At 34.2% G+C, this 20,476-nt stretch carries 16 protein-coding genes and 1 pseudogene; 15 read left to right on the top strand and 2 right to left on the bottom strand.

Going from position 1 to position 20,476, the window contains the following annotated elements; all coding sequences use genetic code 11:
• Positions 1-516: 516 nt before the first annotated feature.
• On the bottom strand, positions 517-906 hold the full coding sequence (locus ACIGHG_RS21695) for a hypothetical protein (RefSeq protein ID WP_396550522.1): 390 nt from the start codon (positions 904-906) through the stop codon (positions 517-519).
• 582 nt (positions 907-1,488) lie between these two features.
• Between ACIGHG_RS21695 and ACIGHG_RS21690 the strand changes: the two genes are divergently transcribed.
• The 12 genes and pseudogenes from ACIGHG_RS21690 to ACIGHG_RS21635 all read left to right on the top strand — a co-directional run bounded on the left by ACIGHG_RS21690 (position 1,489) and on the right by ACIGHG_RS21635 (position 12,674).
• On the top strand, positions 1,489-2,226 hold the full coding sequence (locus ACIGHG_RS21690; RefSeq protein ID WP_396550520.1) for a class I SAM-dependent methyltransferase: 738 nt from the start codon (positions 1,489-1,491) through the stop codon (positions 2,224-2,226).
• A gap of 185 nt (positions 2,227-2,411) precedes the next feature.
• On the top strand, positions 2,412-2,642 hold the full coding sequence (locus ACIGHG_RS21685) for a hypothetical protein (RefSeq protein WP_396550518.1): 231 nt from the start codon (positions 2,412-2,414) through the stop codon (positions 2,640-2,642).
• A 756-nt stretch (positions 2,643-3,398) separates the two neighbouring features.
• A complete protein-coding gene (locus ACIGHG_RS21680) occupies positions 3,399-3,527 on the top strand; it encodes a hypothetical protein (protein ID WP_280141418.1) in 129 nt (42 codons plus the stop codon).
• Positions 3,528-4,277: 750 nt separating this feature from the next.
• Positions 4,278-4,400, top strand: a complete 123-nt coding sequence (locus tag ACIGHG_RS21675) for a hypothetical protein (RefSeq protein WP_396550516.1) — start codon at positions 4,278-4,280, stop codon at positions 4,398-4,400.
• A 312-nt stretch (positions 4,401-4,712) separates the two neighbouring features.
• Positions 4,713-4,871, top strand: coding sequence for a hypothetical protein (locus ACIGHG_RS21670; protein ID WP_336474696.1), 159 nt, complete (start codon positions 4,713-4,715; stop codon positions 4,869-4,871).
• A 308-nt stretch (positions 4,872-5,179) separates the two neighbouring features.
• Positions 5,180-5,275 (top strand): annotated as a pseudogene (locus ACIGHG_RS21665) (DUF4158 domain-containing protein); the annotation flags it as partial.
• 294 nt (positions 5,276-5,569) lie between these two features.
• Complete coding sequence (locus tag ACIGHG_RS21660) at positions 5,570-7,108, top strand: thiol-activated cytolysin family protein (protein WP_396550514.1); 1,539 nt, start codon at positions 5,570-5,572, stop codon at positions 7,106-7,108.
• Between the two features lie 336 nt (positions 7,109-7,444).
• The gene (locus ACIGHG_RS21655; RefSeq protein WP_090919519.1) at positions 7,445-7,903 is read left to right on the top strand and encodes a DUF2262 domain-containing protein; all 459 of its coding nucleotides are present in this window, start codon (positions 7,445-7,447) and stop codon (positions 7,901-7,903) included.
• A gap of 364 nt (positions 7,904-8,267) precedes the next feature.
• Positions 8,268-9,209, top strand: coding sequence for a glutarate dioxygenase GlaH (gene glaH, locus ACIGHG_RS21650; RefSeq protein ID WP_336474182.1), 942 nt, complete (start codon positions 8,268-8,270; stop codon positions 9,207-9,209).
• Positions 9,210-9,283: 74 nt separating this feature from the next.
• On the top strand, positions 9,284-10,504 hold the full coding sequence (lhgO, locus tag ACIGHG_RS21645; protein ID WP_396550512.1) for an L-2-hydroxyglutarate oxidase: 1,221 nt from the start codon (positions 9,284-9,286) through the stop codon (positions 10,502-10,504).
• Between the two features lie 294 nt (positions 10,505-10,798).
• Entirely contained in the window at positions 10,799-11,623 is an 825-nt protein-coding gene (locus tag ACIGHG_RS21640; protein ID WP_396550527.1) for a MerR family transcriptional regulator, read from the top strand.
• Positions 11,624-11,657: 34 nt separating this feature from the next.
• Positions 11,658-12,674 carry a serine hydrolase domain-containing protein gene (locus tag ACIGHG_RS21635; protein ID WP_396550510.1) on the top strand — a complete coding sequence of 339 codons (1,017 nt, stop codon included), beginning with the start codon at positions 11,658-11,660 and terminating at the stop codon, positions 12,672-12,674.
• A 450-nt stretch (positions 12,675-13,124) separates the two neighbouring features.
• On the opposite strand, the gene ACIGHG_RS21630 is transcribed toward ACIGHG_RS21635, so the two are convergent.
• Complete coding sequence (locus ACIGHG_RS21630; protein ID WP_396550508.1) at positions 13,125-13,769, bottom strand: Yip1 family protein; 645 nt, start codon at positions 13,767-13,769, stop codon at positions 13,125-13,127.
• Between the two features lie 785 nt (positions 13,770-14,554).
• On the opposite strand from ACIGHG_RS21630, the gene ACIGHG_RS21625 reads away from it, so the two are divergent.
• The 3 genes from ACIGHG_RS21625 to ACIGHG_RS21615 all read left to right on the top strand — a co-directional run bounded on the left by ACIGHG_RS21625 (position 14,555) and on the right by ACIGHG_RS21615 (position 20,382).
• On the top strand, positions 14,555-15,049 hold the full coding sequence (locus ACIGHG_RS21625; RefSeq protein WP_396550506.1) for a hypothetical protein: 495 nt from the start codon (positions 14,555-14,557) through the stop codon (positions 15,047-15,049).
• A 337-nt stretch (positions 15,050-15,386) separates the two neighbouring features.
• Positions 15,387-17,933: an MrcB family domain-containing protein gene (locus tag ACIGHG_RS21620; RefSeq protein ID WP_396550504.1), complete on the top strand. Its 2,547-nt coding sequence runs from the start codon at positions 15,387-15,389 to the stop codon at positions 17,931-17,933.
• On the top strand, positions 17,908-20,382 hold the full coding sequence (locus tag ACIGHG_RS21615; protein ID WP_396550502.1) for a DUF2357 domain-containing protein: 2,475 nt from the start codon (positions 17,908-17,910) through the stop codon (positions 20,380-20,382). Before ACIGHG_RS21620 ends, ACIGHG_RS21615 begins: the two co-directional genes overlap by 26 nt.
• Positions 20,383-20,476 lie beyond the last annotated feature (94 nt).

Here is a 20,476-nt window from a genome sequence, read left to right as displayed (position 1 = left end):
GTATTTGTCATTATTATAGGGATACTTACTGTTCTAGCAAGTATTAAGTCATTATTCTAATTCACTATTGAAAGATTCCTAGTGGATAAGATATACAGATGCAAATTGAAAAATCAACATAAAACCCTTTTCTTTTTTGGTGGGCGAGAGCAACTGGCCATGCATAGAATCGGTCAGGGCCTATTTCTGCCACATGCGCAGCGAAAACCAAAAAGAGCAAACAAGTGCAAGTTCCTTTTTTTCATAGTAGCAATCTATATGTAAAAAAAATAAATTGGATTTATATATATCTGTTTTTGGACAGACTCCTCACCTTGAGGAGTTTGTCCTTTTTTAATCATATGTATAACCTCTATTCATAGTTGTCCATAGAAATTTAGTTCATTTTTTTCGTTTCGGGGAAGAATGTATTTCTTAACTTGATAGCAATGGGGCGGTACGCCAAAAAGAAAAAATACCAATTCTTAAATGAATTGGTATTTTTGTTCATCAAATTGAAATTAAATAACTATAAAACTAATCTTTTTCAACTGTATATCTAACTTGTTTAAAGTTTACCATGTCTCCATTTTCAGTATCATCTTTAGTTTGCAAAAGTTGAACTTTTGGCTTGTAGTCCGTCCTATGAGCATCTTTGATACCCTTAATGTTAAGTTTGTAGGATTCATCATTTTTTATTTTTTGTTCAAATACTTTTTTATTGGCAATAAAAATAAAGGTCACTTTATTTTCATCAATTCCCTCAGTCATAAATTCTAATTGATTATCTTTTGTTGTAATCGTTGGTGTTAATAATTTAATACTTCCATTTCCGGTTTTTTCTAAAGAATTTTCTGCTATAGCTGAACATCCGGATAATGTGATGCCAGAAAATAGAATAAAACTTAATCCAATTATCTTTTTCATAAGATCACCCCAACCCCAAAAAACTTTTCGACTTCGTCAGTCGTCAGCAGGGGAATAAATTGTCATTCCCAACCCGTTAGCGTGGAACATAGATGATTAGCTGTCAACCACTTGAAATTATACCATGATATGTAAATGATAAGCAAGGTGTATATGGGGTACCACTTCATGCCCATCAACTTAAGAGATCGCATTGGGAATAACCAATTATTTTACGTGATTGCTATATGAGGTACCGCCAGCATTTCGGAAAAAACCCACGCTAAGAGCATGCAGGATTTTATACGGTTTTTCGGCCAATCCAATAACAAACGGGAACCCTGAAACCCACGCCAGGATAGGAATGTAAAAAAATGAATAGAGTCATAGAAAAAGAAAAAGGCGGATTCCTTGTGAGATTAGGAATCCACCTTTTCCTTACTACTGATAATGAGACGTTATGTTAACCTAACATGTATAGGATATACACTGTTCCTTATTCAACTAAATGGCAGGTTAGTTGAAGTGTATTTTGGTTAATATAGGAATTTTTGGATGCCCCTAGAATATAAAAAATATAGATTGTATTATAGGAGGTATATGATGAAACAAAACATTTATGATAATCCGTTTTTCTTTAAAAAGTATAAGTCATTACGTGAAACGGGATTTACCTTTAATGATTTTGTTGAACAGCCAGCAATTAAATCTATAATTGCTAATCTTACAGATAAGTCTGTATTAGATTTGGGATGTGGAACTGGTCATTTTTCTATGTACTGTGTAGAAAATGGTGCCTCGAAAGTTATAGGAGTAGACATCTCAAAAAATATGATTGAACAAGCTGAAATGTATAACAAAAGCGAAAAAATAGATTATATGTGTGTACCAATAGAAGAACTTAATTTGCCAAATCAAAAATTCGACTTAATAACAAGTTCTTTAGTTATACATTACATAGAAGATTACTCACATCTAATTAAGAAAATAAGAGGTCTGTTAAAAAATGATGGTGAATTTATCTTTTCAACAGAACATCCAATAGTAACAGCTCGAAAGGAAATGAATAATTGGTTTAAGGATAATAATGGAAACATATTACATTGGGCATTAGATAATTACCAAGAAGAAGGAAAAAGGGAGGAACATTGGTGGATAGATGGTGTTGTTAAATATCACAGAACAATTTCAACATTAATTAATACTCTTATAGACAACGGTCTTGTAATTGAGAAAATTATTGAGCCAGAGTCAACTCCAACAGGATTAGAAAAAATGCCAGAATTAATAAATGAAAAACGGAGACCATCTTCTATTATCATTAAATCAAGAAAATATTGAGATTGAACCCTCGTTGATTAACTACTGGCTTTATTTTAAAAAAGAGTAAAATCTTTTTCTAATTTTAAAAATAAGATTGTGAAGAAATACACTTAAAGTAACGGGTACTTTAAGTGAGCAAGAAACTCAAAACTTATAACTTCCGAGAACGGAAATTATGTGAACTTACAAAGTAAGGGGGATATATGGGGTACTCTTATAAAGAATTTCTTGAAGACTTAAATATGGGTAGGGAGATACATTTTATTTATAAAAGTGAAGGTTACTACATTAGCGACTGGGGATTTTGGAAATTTGATGATGAATCAAGTGAAATCATAGTTGGGAATGAAGAGGATATATTAACAAAAGTTAAAATAGGTGGAAAATCCATTAAAGAAATATGGAATTTAATTGAAATTGATTATATCTTTTAGTAGTAATATTGTATAAAAAAGACTAACTTATAATTTTATAAGTTAGTCTTTTTTATACTACTGATAAGTGAGGTTATGTTAACTAGAGTATATTTTCTTTATTTTTTTTGTATAATTTTAATATATTTACTAACAGATGATAATAGAGAGGAATTTGAGAAATGAAATTTTATGAATGGAATAAACAAATTCAAGAAATATTTCATCAATATCCTACGCAAGATGCAGATATTTTTACTGTCATCGCTTCTGTTTTAGCCATTTTTAAGTTTGTTAGGAATTAAAAAAGCATCTATTTAGATGCTTTTTTATATTTAAAGATAAATAATAAGATTTTTTGTTCATAGTTTCTATTATCTCTTTATTTACAGTATTTTGAATGTATACTTTTGTTGTATATTTGGAGGGTATCAAGGGATTTGGTGTAGAGCCAATATTTTAGGAGATATGACAGTAAACTAATAAACAAAAGTTTACTTTCAAATAGATCTTTTAAATTATGAATATCTAAGAACAGAGGAAACACAATATATTTAAGAGTAAGATTCTAATTTAATTAGATGTACCTTACAAAAATGTAATTTTTAACTTCATCAGAGAAATCATATAATATACTATATTGATGCTCGTGATATCTAATAGGTTGGGTTTTTACAATGGCTGAAATTATAGGTAATGCTTTATTTACAGGATTTAAAAAATAAGAAACTTTTAGGATAAATAAATTTATCGAAAATATGTAAAAGGGGATAGCAAATGAAAACACATGAATTGATTATTGAGATACAAGAGAGTTATGATAACAACCCTATTCAAGATGCTCAAGTTTTTATTTTATTTAGTTTTTTGTTATTAGTATTTAAGTTTTTAAAACCAACGAATTAGTAAAAATTAGATGAAATAAGAAAAGACAGATTATTCAGTTATGTTCTCTTTTTGGTAATATTTAGATGTAAACTTCTATTCAAAAGTTTACTTTGGTATTTATAATAAATAAAAAGCACTTTTTAATGTTTTAAAAGTGCTTTTTATTTGATATTAATTATGTAGTTTTATAATTTTTATTTTTAAGATCGAATAGATTTTTTATAAATACTATGGAAAATCCAATCGCACAAAAAGCTCTTAACCAATCAAATTTATGATCTGTGGTAAGTACGAAAATAAATTCAATAGTATTAGTAATAAATAATATCCCGAATATCCATATGTAAAATTTCACCATCCTTAAACTTTGTATAATGTTCCCCTCAATCCTTCAATTAATATTGTCATTATATTACATTTATGTTATATAACTTGTATTTATATAGAATTTTTAATGAGGTTATATCACAGATTTTATAATAATATGTAAATGTAAACAAATAATGTTTTTTTTTCAAAAAGCTGTTTTTTCTGTAACAAACTTTGCGCTTAACGTACAGTGTATCAGTTAAAATGTGTCCAAATTGTAACTAAACGTACAATTTTCTTTTTTTGATATGGTGAGACATGCTCATCAACTTAAGAATTTAGAATTACTCCAGAACGATAAAATTTTGCACAAGTTGCTCAATTTTATCGTTCTGGGGTAGTTTATTTTTGTTAGATTGACGGCTATGGGGTACTTTAAAATCTTAAGTTGATGGCGATGTGGCGGTACGCCTATTAGAGGAATTGGACAACGTTTCTAAGCAAATGACAACGCTACTATACAACCAAACGTTATTAATGCAGGAAATACAGGAATTGAAAAAAGGTAAGGTGACGATATGAAAAAGAAATACACGATCACAGGCATAGTGTTTTGCGTGGCCGCGGGTTTTGCAGCAACAAACACAGTTTTAGGCAAGTATGAACAGCAGAAGGCATGAGTTAAACAGGAACAACAGCAACGTGAAGCAGCTAAAAAACAGGAAGAGGAATTACACAAGCAACAATTAGAGGCACAGCAACAGGCCGAGGAATAACGCAAACAAGAAGCGGCGCAGCAGCGCCAAGAACAAGCAAAAGCGCAGCGCGACAAAATAGACGCTTACTATGAGCAACTTGTGAAAGAAGGAAAGATATGAAAATAGAGGTGACAATATGAAAAATAAATATGTGATCATCGGCATAGTGTTTTGCGTGGCCGCGGGTTTCGTAGCAACAAACATAATTGTAGATAAACACTGTCAGCAGCAGGGCGAACCAACACAAGATGGTTTACACAATTGGCATAAAACAAAAGATCAGCATTGTGAATGATCGTTATGGGGTACCACCTCATGCCCATCAAGCTAATATTTTGAGAAACCTCTCATAACAAAAATTTTACCTTTTCACAGTTATTTATCCCGCTATTCGTGGGAGTATTACTGTCCGTAAAAGCCCGATTGGAAGGGCTAATAATCAGTGGGGGATGAAGAAAACCCCCACTGATTAAAGTTTCACTTTATAAGAGTTCGGCTCATTTTTGGGGGCGTTTATTTTTCTTAAGTTGATGGGTATGAGGCTGTACCCCTATATATGATTCAAAAATCAGTTTAAATATGGAGTGTTTCTAATTTAAAAAAGTAAAAAAACAACGTGGAGTCGCTAATAGGTTAGGGTTTGCTATACAAATTGCTTACTTACGTTTTACAGGAAGACCATTATCTGCGAATGAAAAATATGATTAATGCTACTCTTATTAACAATACAAAGGGAACCTGCTACATTCTCATATGCAATATTGCATATGAGAATGTGTTAATAGAAATGTATAATAAGAGCATAAAGATAAATCACATCTGAGCAACAACAACAGAGGAGGAGATCATATGGCAATCGCAATGGCAATTTTAAAATTTATAGGTGGAGTACTTCCATTCGTTCAAGAACTTTTAAAAGCATTTATGTAAGTTTACTATTTAGCAATTATTTATAAATAATTATCATACCTTAATACGAAAAAAAGGAAGGGGTTGATTTTTTTGAAAATCAAGAAAAATACTAAGGGAATAAAATTACTAGCATGTTTATCAATTGGCTTATGCACTTTTAATTATTCTTCTATTTCTTTCGCTGAAACACCTAAAAGTAATTCAGCTGATCAGGCAAAAAAAGCAATTAACATTGATACTGGTATAGAAAATCTAAAATATAATAATCAAGAGGTTCTAGCAGTAAATGGTGATAAAGTAGAGAGTTTTGTTCCGAAAGAAAGTACAAATTCAAATGGTAAATTTGTAGTGGTTGAACGTGAGAAAAAATCACTTACAACTTCACCAGTGGACATTTCAATTATTGATTCTGTGGCTAATCGTACTTATCCAGGAGCAGTACAACTTGCGAATAAAGCTTTTGCAGATAATCAACCTAGTCTATTAGTAGCTAAGAGAAAACCTTTGAATATTAGTATAGACTTACCTGGCATGAGAAAAGACAATACAATCACTGTCCAAAATCCTACATATGGTAATGTGTCTGGAGCAGTAGATGAATTAGTATCTACTTGGAATGAAAAGTATTCAAAAACACATACGTTACCTGCAAGAATGCAGTATACAGAATCTATGGTGTATAGTAAATCTCAAATAGCAAGTGCTCTTAATGTTAACGCTAAATATCTTGACAATTCACTGAACATTGACTTTAATGCGATTGCAAATGGAGAGAAAAAAGTGATGGTTGCGGCATATAAGCAAATCTTTTATACCGTAAGTGCAGAACTACCTAACAATCCATCAGATCTTTTTGATAATAGTGTTACGTTTGATGAGTTAACTCGTAAAGGAGTAAGTAATACAGCTCCGCCTGTTATGGTGTCAAATGTAGCTTATGGTAGAACAGTTTATGTGAAATTAGAAACATCATCTAAGAGCAAAGATGTACAAACTGCTTTTAAAGCTTTAATTAAGGGTCAAGGCGTTGAAGCGAGTGGACAGTACAAAGATATTTTTGAAGACAGTACCTTTACTGCCGTAGTATTAGGCGGAGATGCAAAAGAGCATAACAAAGTTGTTACAAAAGACTTTGATGAAATCCGTAATATCATTAAAGATAATGCAGAATTAAGTTCTAAAAACCCAGCATATCCAATTTCATATACTAGCTCTTTCTTAAAAGATAATTCAACTGCTGCAGTTCATAACAATACAGATTATATCGAGACTAAAACTACAGAATATTCTAGTGCTAAAATGACGCTTGATCATACTGGTGCATATGTTGCTCAATTTGATGTATCTTGGGATGAATTCACATATGATCAAAATGGAAAAGAAGTACTAACTCATAAAACTTGGGAAGGAAATGGCAGAGACAGAACTGCTCATTTCAATACAGTTATACCACTTCCAGCGAATTCAAAAAATGTAAAAGTCGTAGCAAGAGAATGTACAGGTCTTGCATGGGAATGGTGGAGAACAATTATTAATGAACAAAATGTTCCATTAACAAATGAAATGAAAGTTTCAATTGGAGGAACAACATTATACCCAAGTGCTAATATTAGTCATTAATTAAAAGTGGAAGCGCCCTGTTTATAGGGCGCTTTTTTACTTGGTCGCTGTAATGATAAGGTTTTGTAGTCCTTAGCGTACAATTTTCCCAGAATGATATGAGCGTATTGTATTCTTCTTCTTCAACTATCGAGCTAGATTGTTGAACAATACCTTATAAAAAATAAGATTTCTATGTAATAGCTTAGAAGAGATTGTGAAGGTTTTTCCTAAATTAACGTGTAGTTTAGTTTAAGAAGGAGTGATTCATTTCTATAACGAATTAGAGATAAAAAAGCAAGAAAATGTCAATGTAATCAATGGAGGACTATATATTAATAGAAAGGAAATTAGGAGATGGAAAAATCAATACAAAGTGAATTGATTGGAGTGTTTACCTTTAATGAGGCTTGTAAAGTATATGAGCAAAATAAGGGGAAAATACATTGGCAATTGGACATGAGAAATGAATATGTAGATGTTAATGAAATGATTAAAAGAGCAGAGAAGCTTTTTTTATGCAGAGAAGAATTTGATAAAAAGGCTAAAGTAGCCATAGCAGAGAAATTGATTGATTACAAAAATGATTTTTGGCCTGAGTATGATGAGAATGATGAACATTTAAATTGGGATGCTGTAGATGCAGGAGAATATGATGTAACTAAAGAAGAATTTGAAAAAGCAATTACTCTCTATGACATCGAAATTAGAGCAAATGATATATACTGTGAATATCATGATGGAGATTTATTTGGAGGACACAGGATACATGCTTGTTTTGATAATGATTACAAGTTATTAAGTGCAGAGGTGTAGTTTTAATTAGATAAAAGTTGCAAGAATAATGCGAGGTCGCGTTAATTCACAACTTTTAAATTATATGTAACAAATACTATTCTTTATTATCTCTACACAAAATAATAAAAACGCATTGACATTCAGAAAATTTTGAATTAACATTTAATTATAAAGTGATAAGATCCATACGAGAAATGAGCCTTCTCTACATCCGATCTTCACTTTCTGATTTGCACATAGTTGAATAGAAAAACTGTCTATTATTATTGTACTTTAAGAGATTAAAGACATTCGTAATTTTAAGCCAGTTGTACGTTTCTACAATGTATATATTGTAGATGCGTATGACTGGCTTTTTAGTTTATCAAGACTAAGGAGGAAGATGTCAATGATTACGGAACAAAAAATGAACATGAAATTCGCAAAGAAATATGAGGGGTATGAAATTATGCCTCATCCAGAACATAAACGTTTGTATCATATTGTGTTAAATCAGCAATTGCTTGGGCAGTTTTTCGAAGAGGTCAAAGAACATTCTGAGCAATCATTGCAATACATTCCTTATTCCCGCTTTATTCTTGCTGATCAAATGAAAAAAATCTTTGGTACATCTTTTATGGAGAATGTTCGCGGGATTATTCATGACCGCGAAACGGGCGGATTTACAATTGGTGTCCAGGGCGAAACGACAGCGGCAGAAGACTATGTGAAATTTGCGACGGCATTAACGCATTTCATTGGGACGCCTAACTTTGACGCCATGACAGGAACGTACTATGCGAGATTTAACGTGAAAGATACAGACAGCAGCGATTCTTATCTGCGCCAAGCGTATCGCTTATTCACACTTCATACAGACGGAACATTTGTTGACGAACCGACAGATTGGCTGCTAATGATGAAAATAGAGGAAAAAAATGCAGTGGGCGGCGAATCACGTTTACTTCATTTAGATGACTGGGAAGAGCTTGATACATTTCGAAACCATCCACTAGCATCTGTCAAAATCACATACAAAGCACCTCCAAGTAAAAATGCCCAAGAAATCGTGCACCGTGAAACATTTTTTGATGTAAATAATGCGCCGTGTATTTGCTTTATTGATCAATTTGCTTACCCTGATAACATTGAACAAGCAAACTATCTGAAAGAGCTATCGCACTCAGTCGAAAACTCTCCAGCAACACATGCATTAAAATTACCAGTTGGTGATTTAGTTCTTTTAAATAATCTATTTTGGATGCACGGGCGAGCTCCTTTTGAGAAAAATAAAGATTTATACCGAGAGTTAATGCGCCAACGAGGCTGCTTTTCCAAATCATAATCTGCATGGCGGGTCTTGAAACAAGGCCTGCCTTTCATAATATACATAGATATTTTTTTAGGAGGGATAACAACATGTACGATTTTATCATTATCGGCGGAGGAATTGTCGGGCTTTCAACAGGGATGGCCTTAACGAAAAAATTCCCTCATGCCAAAATCGCAATCATTGAAAAAGAAAACGAACTTGCCCATCACCAAACGGGACATAATAGCGGTGTCATCCATTCCGGCATTTACTATAAACCAGGCAGCTTCAAAGCAAAATTCGCAAAAGAAGGAAATGCTGCAATGGTACAGTTTTGTAAAGAAAATGGAATTGCCTATGATATGTGCGGAAAGGTCATTGTCGCGACAGAAAGAGAAGAACTTCCGCTCCTACAGAACCTATATGAAAGGGGCCTGCAAAATGGCCTAGACATTTCGAAAATTAGTCCAGAAGAATTATCCGAAATCGAGCCGCATGTTAAAGGACTAGGAGCAATTCGCGTTCCGTCTTGCGGCATTGCCGATTACAAAGGAGTTAGCTATGCATTTGCTCGCTTCATTGAGAAAAACGGGGGAGAAGTGCACCTAGGAACAAAAGCAGAACATATCTTTGAAAAAAAGGACGTTGTTACAATCGAAACAAACCAAGGCGTATTTGTAACGAAATTTCTCATTAACTGCGCTGGCTTACACAGCGATCGAATCGCCAAAAAAGCAGGGATACTAACAGATATGAAAATTGTCCCGTTCCGAGGCGAATATTACGAACTCATTCCAGAACGACGCCATCTCGTGAAACACTTAATCTACCCCGTACCCAATCCGGACTTTCCGTTCTTAGGTGTGCATTTTACAAGAATGATAAACGGATACGTACACGCAGGCCCCAATGCCGTCTTAAGCTTCAAACGAGAAGGCTACACAAAAAAAGACTTTAACCTAAAAGACTTCATGGAAACTATGACCTACACCGGCTTCTGGAAAATGGCCATGCCAAACATGAAAGAAGGCATGAAAGAAATGATCCGCTCATTCAGTAAACAATCATTTCTCAAAAGCTTACAGCGCCTAATCCCAGAACTCACAGAGAAGGATATCGTTCCAACTCATGCTGGCGTAAGGGCGCAGGCGATTCTATCTAATGGAAACATGGTAGATGACTTTTGTATTATTCCAGGTATTAACTCCATGCACATCTGCAATGCCCCGTCCCCAGCCGCAACAGCGAGCTTGAAAATTGGAGAGGCGATTGCTGAGCAAGTTCCGGATAGAGTGAGTCAGGTGGGGTTATTTTGTGTAAAAGCTTAGTTAGAAGGAGGCTATCCTTGAGGGATAGTCTCTTTTATGTGGTGAAATTTGTCGGAGGGTCCTTATTCTGTGTCCAATCGCCGATATATTTCAAAGAACGGTTGATATATTTTGAAAAGCGCCAATACATTGGTAAGAATGGTCGATATTGTTTTATTGGTTGATATAGAAGCTTAGATCCCTGGAGTATATCTGATCATTATTCCAGTTGACTTTCCCCTTAGGGTAAAGTGTATAAAAGAATAGAACAAAGCATTTCGTCCGTATAAAAATATGAAAAATGGAGGTGGCCTCTTGCTATCGATTGGAGAATTTTCAAAGATATGCGAAGTATCGACAAAAACACTTCGATATTATGATGAAATTGGATTAATTCACCCTGATGAGATTAACCCTGAAAATGGTTATAGGTACTATTCCATCAGGCAACTAAAAAAGATGCTCTTTATCAACCGTTTAAAATCTTATCATTTTTCTCTGGAAGAAATTAAGGTCATTTTGGAATTGGAAGAGGATCAGTCAGAAGAGAAACTGTTTTCTGCTCTTAATCGTAAAAGAAAGGAAATACAGGAAAAACTAAATGCTTTTGCATATACCTTAAATCAAATGGGTAATGACATTCTCAATCTAGAGAACGGCATACCAATTATGTCATACCTTGACAATATAGAAGTACAACTTGTTGAAACAAAGACAATGAATATTCTTTCTATGCGTCAGATGATGAGTAGCGATGACTATGCTGCAGGATATGGAAAATATTTTAGTAGGCTATATGAAAAGATTGCTAGGGAAAAACTCACTTTGCTTGGTATGCCAATGACTATTTATTACAACTCTGAATACAATCCTGCCGGCAATGATACGGAGTTTGCCGTCCCTATAGAAGAGGCTGTAAAAGGAACGAGAGATTTGCCAGGAGGCCTTTGTGCAAAGTCTGTTTTAAAGGGGGCATATCCAGAATTGACATCGGTATATGCTAACTTGATGGAATGGATTGAAAAGGAAGGATATGAATTAATACACCCGCCATATGAAGTATACGTAACCGACCCTAATCAAGCCGCCGTTCCTGAAGATATTGTGACAGAGGTGTATTTTCCAGTAAAGAAAAAATAGCAGTGTTCGCTAAATAAAACAGGAGGTATCTATCATGAAAAGAAATGACTTGCCACCTACAAAATGGCAAACTGCAGATCCGGCAACCTTGAGAATGAACCCTGAAAAACTTTCAGCGCTTGAATCTATGATAAAATCCGATCACAGCAATATAAACGGCATTGTTGTTGTGAGAAAAGGATATATTGCCTATGAAAAATATTATAATGGTTACGGTCCGGATGATACGCATCATGTGGCGTCTGTAACGAAAAGTATCATTTCTGCCCTTATTGGGATTGCTATAGATGCAGGATATATTCAAAATGTAGATCAGAAAGTGCTAGATTTTTTCCCTGAATATGTTTTCAATGCTGCCCAAAAGCAGGAAATCACCATACGCCACCTTCTCACCATGACAGTACCATATCCATTTGAGGACTGGCATGAGCCATTAGACAAGTTGTGCCAACAACCAGACTGGGTAACATATACTCTCGATATGCTAGGCGAAAAAGGAAAACTTGGCGCTTTTAAATATTCCACCGCAGGAGCACATCTGCTTTCAGCCATCATCACGCGTAGTACAGGAAAAAGCGCCCGTGAGTTTGCCAATGAACGCTTATTTAAACCCATCGGCATGAAAGAAATCCCGGATTATGAAATGAAATCATTTGGATTTGAAGACTTATTCGGGAAAAATGTGAAAGGGTGGATTAAAGATCCAAACGGTAACTCCACTGGCGGATGGGGGCTTACGCTAACTCCTCGTGACATGGCACGCTTTGGTCTTCTATATTTGAACCGTGGTATTTGGGATAATAAAGAGATTATTTCTAAGACATGGATTGATGAATCAACAATGATAAACCCAAATCATTACGGTTATTTATGGTGGGTACATGAAGAGGATGGGGTTTTTGCGTACTTAGCACGGGGAGATGGTGGGAATGTTATTTGTTGTATTCCAGGAAAAGATCTTGTTGTGGCGATTGCATCAGAATTCACCTTTAATCCTCGTGATAGTTGGGAGTTGATTAAGGAATGTGTTATTCCAGCTGTGGTAGATTAAACTTATTAGTCTAGTAACGAGGAGCAATGACTATATTTGCTGTTAACTTAAAACGAATCATGCCCCTATTAAAAGAAAAAAGGAACAAAAGATAGAAAGAAAGGCGACCTTCCGTTCAATTTTGAAAGAAAAGTTGCCTTTCTTGTTTTATGAGATGAAAAATGGAAGTTTTTCAGTGGCCTCGATGATTCTTTTATATCTCTATTTTTAAGTGTTATTTTGCATATCCAACTTTAAAAACCCAGCTACCTTCACATGAGAAGATTAGCTGGGTTTCTTAATTATTTACATTCAATCATTTATAGAACAGACAAGTAATATAGCGTCTGCTCATTGTTTAGCAATCGTGCCCGTTAGTGCAGCAAGAAATAAAAAAGAAATCTTTACTAAATAAACTTGCCTGAATTTGAAGTTGGAAAGTCTATAAGAAGCAAATAAATTATTAAAGGGTTATATAAACGGTGCTATAAGTATTACTATTATTACCAATGGGAGAATGATAATCATAAAGGACAATATTGTTGTTAATAATGCTTTCCATGCTGAAAATTGGTGTGCTTCTCCTAAACATTTTAAGGAAATAATGATTGTCCAAATCCCAATAACGAAATCAATTAGGGCAAAAATACCGAACAAAATTATTAAAGTTATGCTACTATCCATTTCTGGTGTCTCACTTGTAAAGTTTTCTATCCCAAACAAGAAAAATGAAGGCACCCAAACTAATATAAGAGAATAAATGGAAGGGATAAAAGAATAGGCAGTAGCGTAACGTGTTTTTTCAAAGTTACCTTGTCCACCCAATTTTCTTGCTACCCAATTTAGTAAAGCGGGTAGCAAAAAATAATAAATTAAGGAACCAATGAAGGTGCCTAATATAATTATTGGGAACAGTAGAGATGGACTACTTATTGAATCCGCCATATTTCTAAGAGATGCTTGATCTAAAGCGTGTACGAATGAGCCTAATAAAATGAGTAAAAACACATTCTTAGGGTTGGATATAAAAATTTCTTTCATCGTATCACGTGGTTTTATCCAAATGGAGAACCAAGGATTAAGTGTACTTTTAAATTGATTTTCTGGAGTTTCCATATAAAAAACATTCCCCTTTCTTAAAGTATATTAAACATAATTTTCCAATAATTCCTGTTATGTACATATAAATATTAAAACATAAATAGTCAATTATTTAAATATAAGTATTTAATCATTTAATGAGGTAGTAACTGGAATTCAAAACTTCTTATTGTGGTATTACCACATCGCTATCCAAACAAAATATCCTATAAAATGAAAAATACGCTATTCTTTCTATAGGATCATAAGAAAGGATGGCATTTTTATATGTCAGTTTCTGTATGGAGTACCGCCCACACTTTAATGAAAAATACGCTAAGTAAATTTTGACATAAAATGAGCTGAATCTCCTATTCTAAGAAACATTCGGCTCTTATTCTTTAATTAGTTAGTTTGTAATTTGTTCTTTTCATATTCTTTTAGTATCTTATAGAAAGTATTTTTCTTTGTTTAATAATTTATGCTTCATATAAATTATTAAGAAACATAAAAAAGGTTCAAGAGGAGCTTTTTTATGTTGTAGTAATTTCCCTTCTTGTCGGTATACGGCGCAGTTGTTCACGGGTAAGAAGAAGGTTAATTGAGTTGATTGTTGCTAGTAGGTCTTAAAATGAATATGTATGCAATTTGGATATTTTCCATAGAGTTGTTAAAAGGAATGGGCCTACCAATTACATTTCGTAAAATAAGGATATATACACATTTCCTCATTTTATAATAAGGGTTATACAAAACTGTAATCTAATGAATAAGAGCAAGTTAAGGTGAACAAAAAAATCAGATAAATTTAGAGGTGGAAAATGTCTTGGAATATTGGTGTAATGGCTGTTTATGCAGATGAAAACGAGATTGAAAATGTGATTCCAGATGTGTTTGAGTTAGGACAAACTGATGTATATTTTGAAGATATCTCATCTGTTTCTATGGGAAATAGTCTTGGAGTAGGATATGCTAACAATTGGATTATTATCATTGACCCGTTAAGTAGGGTTTTAATGAACGATGCATACCCTCAAGAATTAGCAAAGAAGGGTTTTAAGGTAAAAAGTTTTTATATATCGGAGGATTTAATTTTCAGAAACTACTTTACAACATTTCTGGGTAAAGTAAAGGTTGATGAGTATTTGGGAATCGATTCAGGAATCAAGTATTTAAAAGATCATAAAATAATTCCAAGGGATGAATGGGGAGAAACACTCATTATCCAGATTCTCGAATTTGAAATTTTCAATAATAAATCCGCACATGATTTTAGTTTAATGGACATCAAATATAGAAAGTATGATATAGATTAAAAAATTAGTTTATCTATCTAATTAGGAATATTCTTGAATTGTACATTATAAGTGGATACTATATCTGTAATTTTATGCGGTGAAAAGATGGTTTCGGTATTACATTGGAGCCATTTTTGATGTTTATTGAGTTATTTTTTAATGCGCCTAACATTCTATAGGTTACATTTTTAAGCACTATATTTTTAAAATATAGTGCTTTATTTGTTTAATATTTACATTTGGAATTATATACTTGTAGATAAATAGAATGATATGAAGAGGCTTAAACCTACGCAATTAACGAAAAAGAAATGTTTGAAGTAATTGTAATGAATTATCGTCATGGAGGAAGCAAATGCTAGAGAAACTACTCATTGAATTTTCCAGAAGAATAAAACAGATGAACGATGTAAGTACCAATAAACCAAATTGGATCACAAAAATAGATGATAAAGGACTATATGTTGAAACAGAGTCCTCACGTGAGAGGTATGAAAGAGGAGAAGGATCATACCCGTATTTTATGGTAACTTTTGAACTTCTTCAGCAAGCTTGGCGAGATTTTATAAATGTTCGCACAGCAACTGCTGAAGATTTTTTGCAAGCAAACGGACAGGGGGCTTTTTTGCTGGCTTTCTTTTCGCAACTTCCTTTTGTAAAAGTAACAACAAGTAACAATTCACCAGCCATTACATTCAAGGAATTTCAAACGGATGACTTACCGTGTGAGCAATATCATAAAGTAATCGTGTTTTTAGACGAGGTAATAAAAGGTACTTATGATCCGCAAAATTTGAGTCAACAAATAGACGGGAGTTTATATAGAGTCAAATCTAGAGGGCGCCAAGACTTGAGATTACTAGGTTTTCTAAATGAAGATCATGAGATTAATACAATGCTTTTGAATGAATATATGCAATCAAATCATAAAGACACTTTCATTCGTGATTTGATTCTAAAGCATGAATATTTTCGAATTGCGCTATTTATACTGGATCTTTCAAGTAACTATTCAAAAGCTCAGAAGAAAGAAGCCCTCGTAGATTTAGGAATGATAATTGTCCGAAACTCACGTGGGGATAACTTAATGGTTGAATCAGTCGCAAAGGAACGAACTCATAACCTGCTAATGTGGCTTGAAAAGGTCGGATTAATTAATGATGAGTGGATTCCTGCTAAACAATATCTAAAATTGAACAGTGAAAAGGAAGATACTATGAATAGTAATTTACGTAAAAAGTTTTTAACTGTTATGAATGAGTACTTAGAGGCGAGAAGAGAAAGCTTCGCAGGTCATAAACTAGGTTCTTTTGTTAGAAATGAAATGACAACGGAGATTACCCGCTTACCTTTTGTAGATTATAACCAATACATTGTTACTGGTTCAGTTGGGCAAGGAAATTGGGCGGCTGTTCCATGGCTCGCTATTATGAATAAAGATATTACGACATCGACGCAGAGAGGGTATTATATCGTTTATTTATTTAGTGAGGATATGAAGCGACTATATTTAACGATAGCGCAAGGAGTAACGGAAACTTCTAAAGAGGAAATGGAAAAGATTAAGTCTGAGATCCGTCAACATATACATATGTCTAAAAAAATAAAAAAAGATGATGATATTTTCCTTGGTATAAGCCCAAAAGCGAAGGGATATGCAAACTCTACAGCGGCATACATTCCATATGATGTTGACAAAATGCCAAGTGAAGCAGAATTAGTGGAAGATTTAAAAGAAATGCTTCGCTATTATGAGGGATACATTGCCTTTAGGGAGAAAGGGACTAATCCTGAAGTCATTCATGAGGAGAAAAAAGAAATGGATTTGAATGGGAAAGAAATTGTAGATCATGTATCTTCTTATATGAAAAGCAAAGGTTTCTATTACGATAAGCAAGACATTATTAACTTTTTTCTCTCTTTAAAAACGAAGCCCTTTGTTATTTTGTCTGGTATTTCAGGTACGGGAAAAACAAAAATTGTTCAGTGGTTTGCTGAGAGCTTAGGGGCAACTGAGAAAAACGGACAGTTCACATTGATTCCTGTGCGCCCTGATTGGAGCGATAGCTCTGATTTACTTGGCTACGTGAATATTCAAGGTGAATTTCAGGAAAGACCGTTAATTCAAGTTCTTGAAAAAGCTGCAGAGAATCCGGACAAGCCTTATTTTGTCGTGCTTGATGAGATGAATTTAGCACGTGTAGAGTACTATTTCAGTGATTTTCTAAGTGTTATTGAAAGCCGGAAATGGGAAGGAAGAGAGATTGTTACATCGGCTGTTCTTCCAGAATCGATTGTTGGGAAACGAATTACGATCCCATCAAACGTGTACGTCGTTGGAACCGTTAATATGGATGAAACAACGCATCCGTTAAGTAAAAAAGTACTGGATCGTGCGAATACGATTGAATTTAATCAAGTGAAGTTAGATTCTTTTGAGTTTTTAATGGATGCAGAAGAAGTGCAGGCAAAGCGTGTTTCTAATAATTCTTTGACAGCCACGTTTCTTCATTTGAAAGAATGCTTTCAGCTCAATAAAGATCTCGTGAAGAAAGTATCTCATATTTTAATTGGAATCAATGAAATTCTTGAACCGATTGGAGCACAAGTTGGGTACCGGATACGCGATGAGATTTGCTTTTACATGGCTTACAATGAAAAAAATGAACTATTATCGTTTGACGAGGCATTAGACTATCAAATTTACCAAAAGATTTTACCTCGTATTACGGGAAGTGATGGACGAACAGAAGAGGCATTAAAGAAATTATATGAACTATGTTCGAATCGAGAATATGATGGTGAAGATGTTTCAAATGCTAAGTATGTACGTTCTGCGAAAAAGCTGTCTCATATGTTAAGGAGGTTAGAATACGATGGTTTCACCTCTTTCTGGATCTAATGATGATATAGAGCTTATTAAAATTGAGACGGCAGACTTATCACTCACCATCAAAGGAAATCCGTATCATGAAAAATATGAGGGTTTAAAAGAACATCAAGGAATTGCTTCCGATGAAATGATGTATTTTCATGTATCTGGAGAGACAGATTCTATTTTGGTGTACGATGTTCGAACAAAAGAGCTAGTAGATTGGACAGAACATCCGCCTATATTCTTTGAAAATAGGAGCTATCAGTTAGTTGTTATTCCGAAAAATAATAAAGAGCTATCCTTTTATCATGAGCATCCATCACTTCGAAAGGCAATTAGCGCTACTAAAATGGGCCCACTCAAGATATTAATGGGAAACCTCTCATTTCCTAATGAAGTAGGATATACAGACTTTGAAATTCGAGGCGATAAAAAATCTTTATTAACAGTTAAATTAGAGATTTTTCCATCCAAGCTTGATTATAAAGAAGATTACCGGGCACTTTTGGAAGAAGTGAATGATGAAATATATAATTTAGCATTTCATTTACTGAAAAGAACATATCTAGGAGCATCAACGATTCAAGCTTCTAATCCTTCTAAAAGTGAATTTTATCGTATTTTAAATGACTCTTTTAGTAGATTTATGAAGGCTATTTCTCATATAAAAAGGCAGCCACATCATGCGCTTGTTACAAAGCATCAGCTCGTACAAGGAGAAAAAATTCGTCGTCTTGACTCTGTCGGAATGAATTACTTACGAAAACGACCACATTTGTTCCAAGGAACAAATATGATCCCATCTAAAGGAATTACAGCTCGTAAAGAAGTGTCGTACGATACACTAGAGAATCGATTTGTGAAGTGGATGATGCAGAGGGTTTTACATAAAGTGGATGATTTATACAAAACGTTGGAACCAGCTTCTACCTTCAAGCGGTTGTCAGTCGATGAGGATCTCCTTCAAAACGTAAAAAAGATGAAGTCACGATTGAAAAATGAGTTAAATGACCCGTTTTGGAGTGAAATCGGAAAGATGGATCGTTCTGTCTTTTCTCTTGTGATTCAAATGGCACCCGGTTACCGGGATGCGTATCAAATTTTTTTAATGCTATCGCGAGGACTAACGTTAAGAGGACAGATCTTCAAAATGTCTGTAAAAGATGTCGCGAGGTTATATGAATACTGGACGTATTTAAAGCTCGGACAAATTTTATCGGAAAAATATGCAACGGTGCAGCAAGATATTATAAAAGTGCGGCAGGATGGACTATATGTAACACTTGATGAAAGCGCCACTGCAAAACGAATATTTATTCATCCTGCAACAAAAGAAACAATTGAGCTTTACTTTCAAAAGAGAAGCAAAGCATTACCAACAGTCACACAAAAACCAGATACAATGCTTGCGATTGAGAAAAAGGGAAAAAACTATCAATATCAGTATATTTTCGATGCCAAATATCGAATCGATTTCGCAAAGGATGGTTCGCATTATAACAGACAGTATGGAACTCCTGGCCCGATGGAAGAAGATATTAATACGATGCACCGCTACCGGGATGCATTAGTCGTAGACCAAGGAGGCCCATTTGAGCGAACTGCTTACGGTGCTTACGTACTATTTCCGTGGAATCAAGAAGAAGAATACGAGAATCATCCTTTCTATAAAAGCATTGAAAAAGTGAACATTGGTGGGTTTCCGTTCTTACCAAATGCAACAAGATTAGTAGAACAATTTCTGGATCATTTAATTGAAAAAAGCCCTGAAGAAATTATAAAAGAAGGAATCCTTCCAAGGGGAACAAGAGAGGAATGGCAATCTTCTTTAGATGAAAAGGTACTCGTCGGCGTTGTGAAAAACAAAGAACATTATGAGGCACATATGAAAGAAGGCTTCTATCATATTCCTGTTTCACAATTAAAACAAGGCTGGCAAGAAGCGAAATACGTAGCATTGTATGCACCGAAAAAGTGGTACGGAGAAAACGGTGGTATTCAGTACGTCGCAAAAATTAAAAATGTTCAAATCAAAAAGCGAAATCAAATTCATGAATTGTCGAGCAGCAAAACAAACGATTACGTTTATTTTGAACTATTTCCATGGAAAAAGCTTGGTCATCTTATTCGTCCAGTAGGGTATGGAATTCAAGTATACACACTAACGAACATGTCGTTATTAAAAGATGTACAAGAACTTCCAGAGTTGTTTATGAAGTCAAATGAAGAAAGAATTCTTTGGCGAACACTTCGTAGGTTTACGAAGAAGGTTAGGGTTGAGTTGGATCATTCATATTTGGATCGGGCAGCTGCCATTAAGAGTTATCATGTTCAAGATGTTCATATTAGGATTGATTATGAATTGGGGAATGTGATGATTGGGAAGGAAGGAACATTTAGAGAGCTGCTTTTGGATTTGGTTGTGAGGAATTCTTCGGTGTTGTTTAAGGTGGTTTTGGAGGAGATGGGTAGGTAGTGAAACGCTTTGTGAATTCTAAATATCTCCATTTATAGATGTGTGGAGCTTGTTGTCTTTATGTTCTCTCTAAGAAGATTACGTAGTTCTCTAT

Source organism: Bacillus sp. NPDC077411, assembly GCF_044543425.1.
GTDB classification, from domain to species: domain Bacteria; phylum Bacillota; class Bacilli; order Bacillales; family Bacillaceae_G; genus Bacillus_A; species Bacillus_A bruguierae.
The sequence above is the reverse complement of the archived record's forward strand: the minus strand, read 5'-3'. Positions and strand labels throughout refer to the sequence as shown.

Excerpts from the sequence above, each read along its gene's own strand:
- ACIGHG_RS21655 (WP_090919519.1), top strand. The coding sequence starts at position 7,445 with ATGGAAAAATCAATACAAAGTGAATTGATTGGAGTGTTTACCTTTAAT.
- ACIGHG_RS21670 (WP_336474696.1), top strand. The coding sequence starts at position 4,713 with ATGAAAAATAAATATGTGATCATCGGCATAGTGTTTTGCGTGGCCGCG.
- ACIGHG_RS21690 (WP_396550520.1), top strand. The coding sequence starts at position 1,489 with ATGAAACAAAACATTTATGATAATCCGTTTTTCTTTAAAAAGTATAAG.
- ACIGHG_RS21615 (WP_396550502.1), top strand. The coding sequence starts at position 17,908 with ATGGTTTCACCTCTTTCTGGATCTAATGATGATATAGAGCTTATTAAA.
- ACIGHG_RS21635 (WP_396550510.1), top strand. The coding sequence starts at position 11,658 with ATGAAAAGAAATGACTTGCCACCTACAAAATGGCAAACTGCAGATCCG.
- ACIGHG_RS21620 (WP_396550504.1), top strand. The coding sequence starts at position 15,387 with ATGCTAGAGAAACTACTCATTGAATTTTCCAGAAGAATAAAACAGATG.
- lhgO (WP_396550512.1), top strand. The coding sequence starts at position 9,284 with ATGTACGATTTTATCATTATCGGCGGAGGAATTGTCGGGCTTTCAACA.
- ACIGHG_RS21625 (WP_396550506.1), top strand. The coding sequence starts at position 14,555 with ATGTCTTGGAATATTGGTGTAATGGCTGTTTATGCAGATGAAAACGAG.
- ACIGHG_RS21695 (WP_396550522.1), bottom strand. The coding sequence starts at position 906 with ATGAAAAAGATAATTGGATTAAGTTTTATTCTATTTTCTGGCATCACA.
- glaH (WP_336474182.1), top strand. The coding sequence starts at position 8,268 with ATGTCAATGATTACGGAACAAAAAATGAACATGAAATTCGCAAAGAAA.
- ACIGHG_RS21685 (WP_396550518.1), top strand. The coding sequence starts at position 2,412 with ATGGGGTACTCTTATAAAGAATTTCTTGAAGACTTAAATATGGGTAGG.
- ACIGHG_RS21680 (WP_280141418.1), top strand. The coding sequence starts at position 3,399 with ATGAAAACACATGAATTGATTATTGAGATACAAGAGAGTTATGATAAC.
- ACIGHG_RS21630 (WP_396550508.1), bottom strand. The coding sequence starts at position 13,769 with ATGGAAACTCCAGAAAATCAATTTAAAAGTACACTTAATCCTTGGTTC.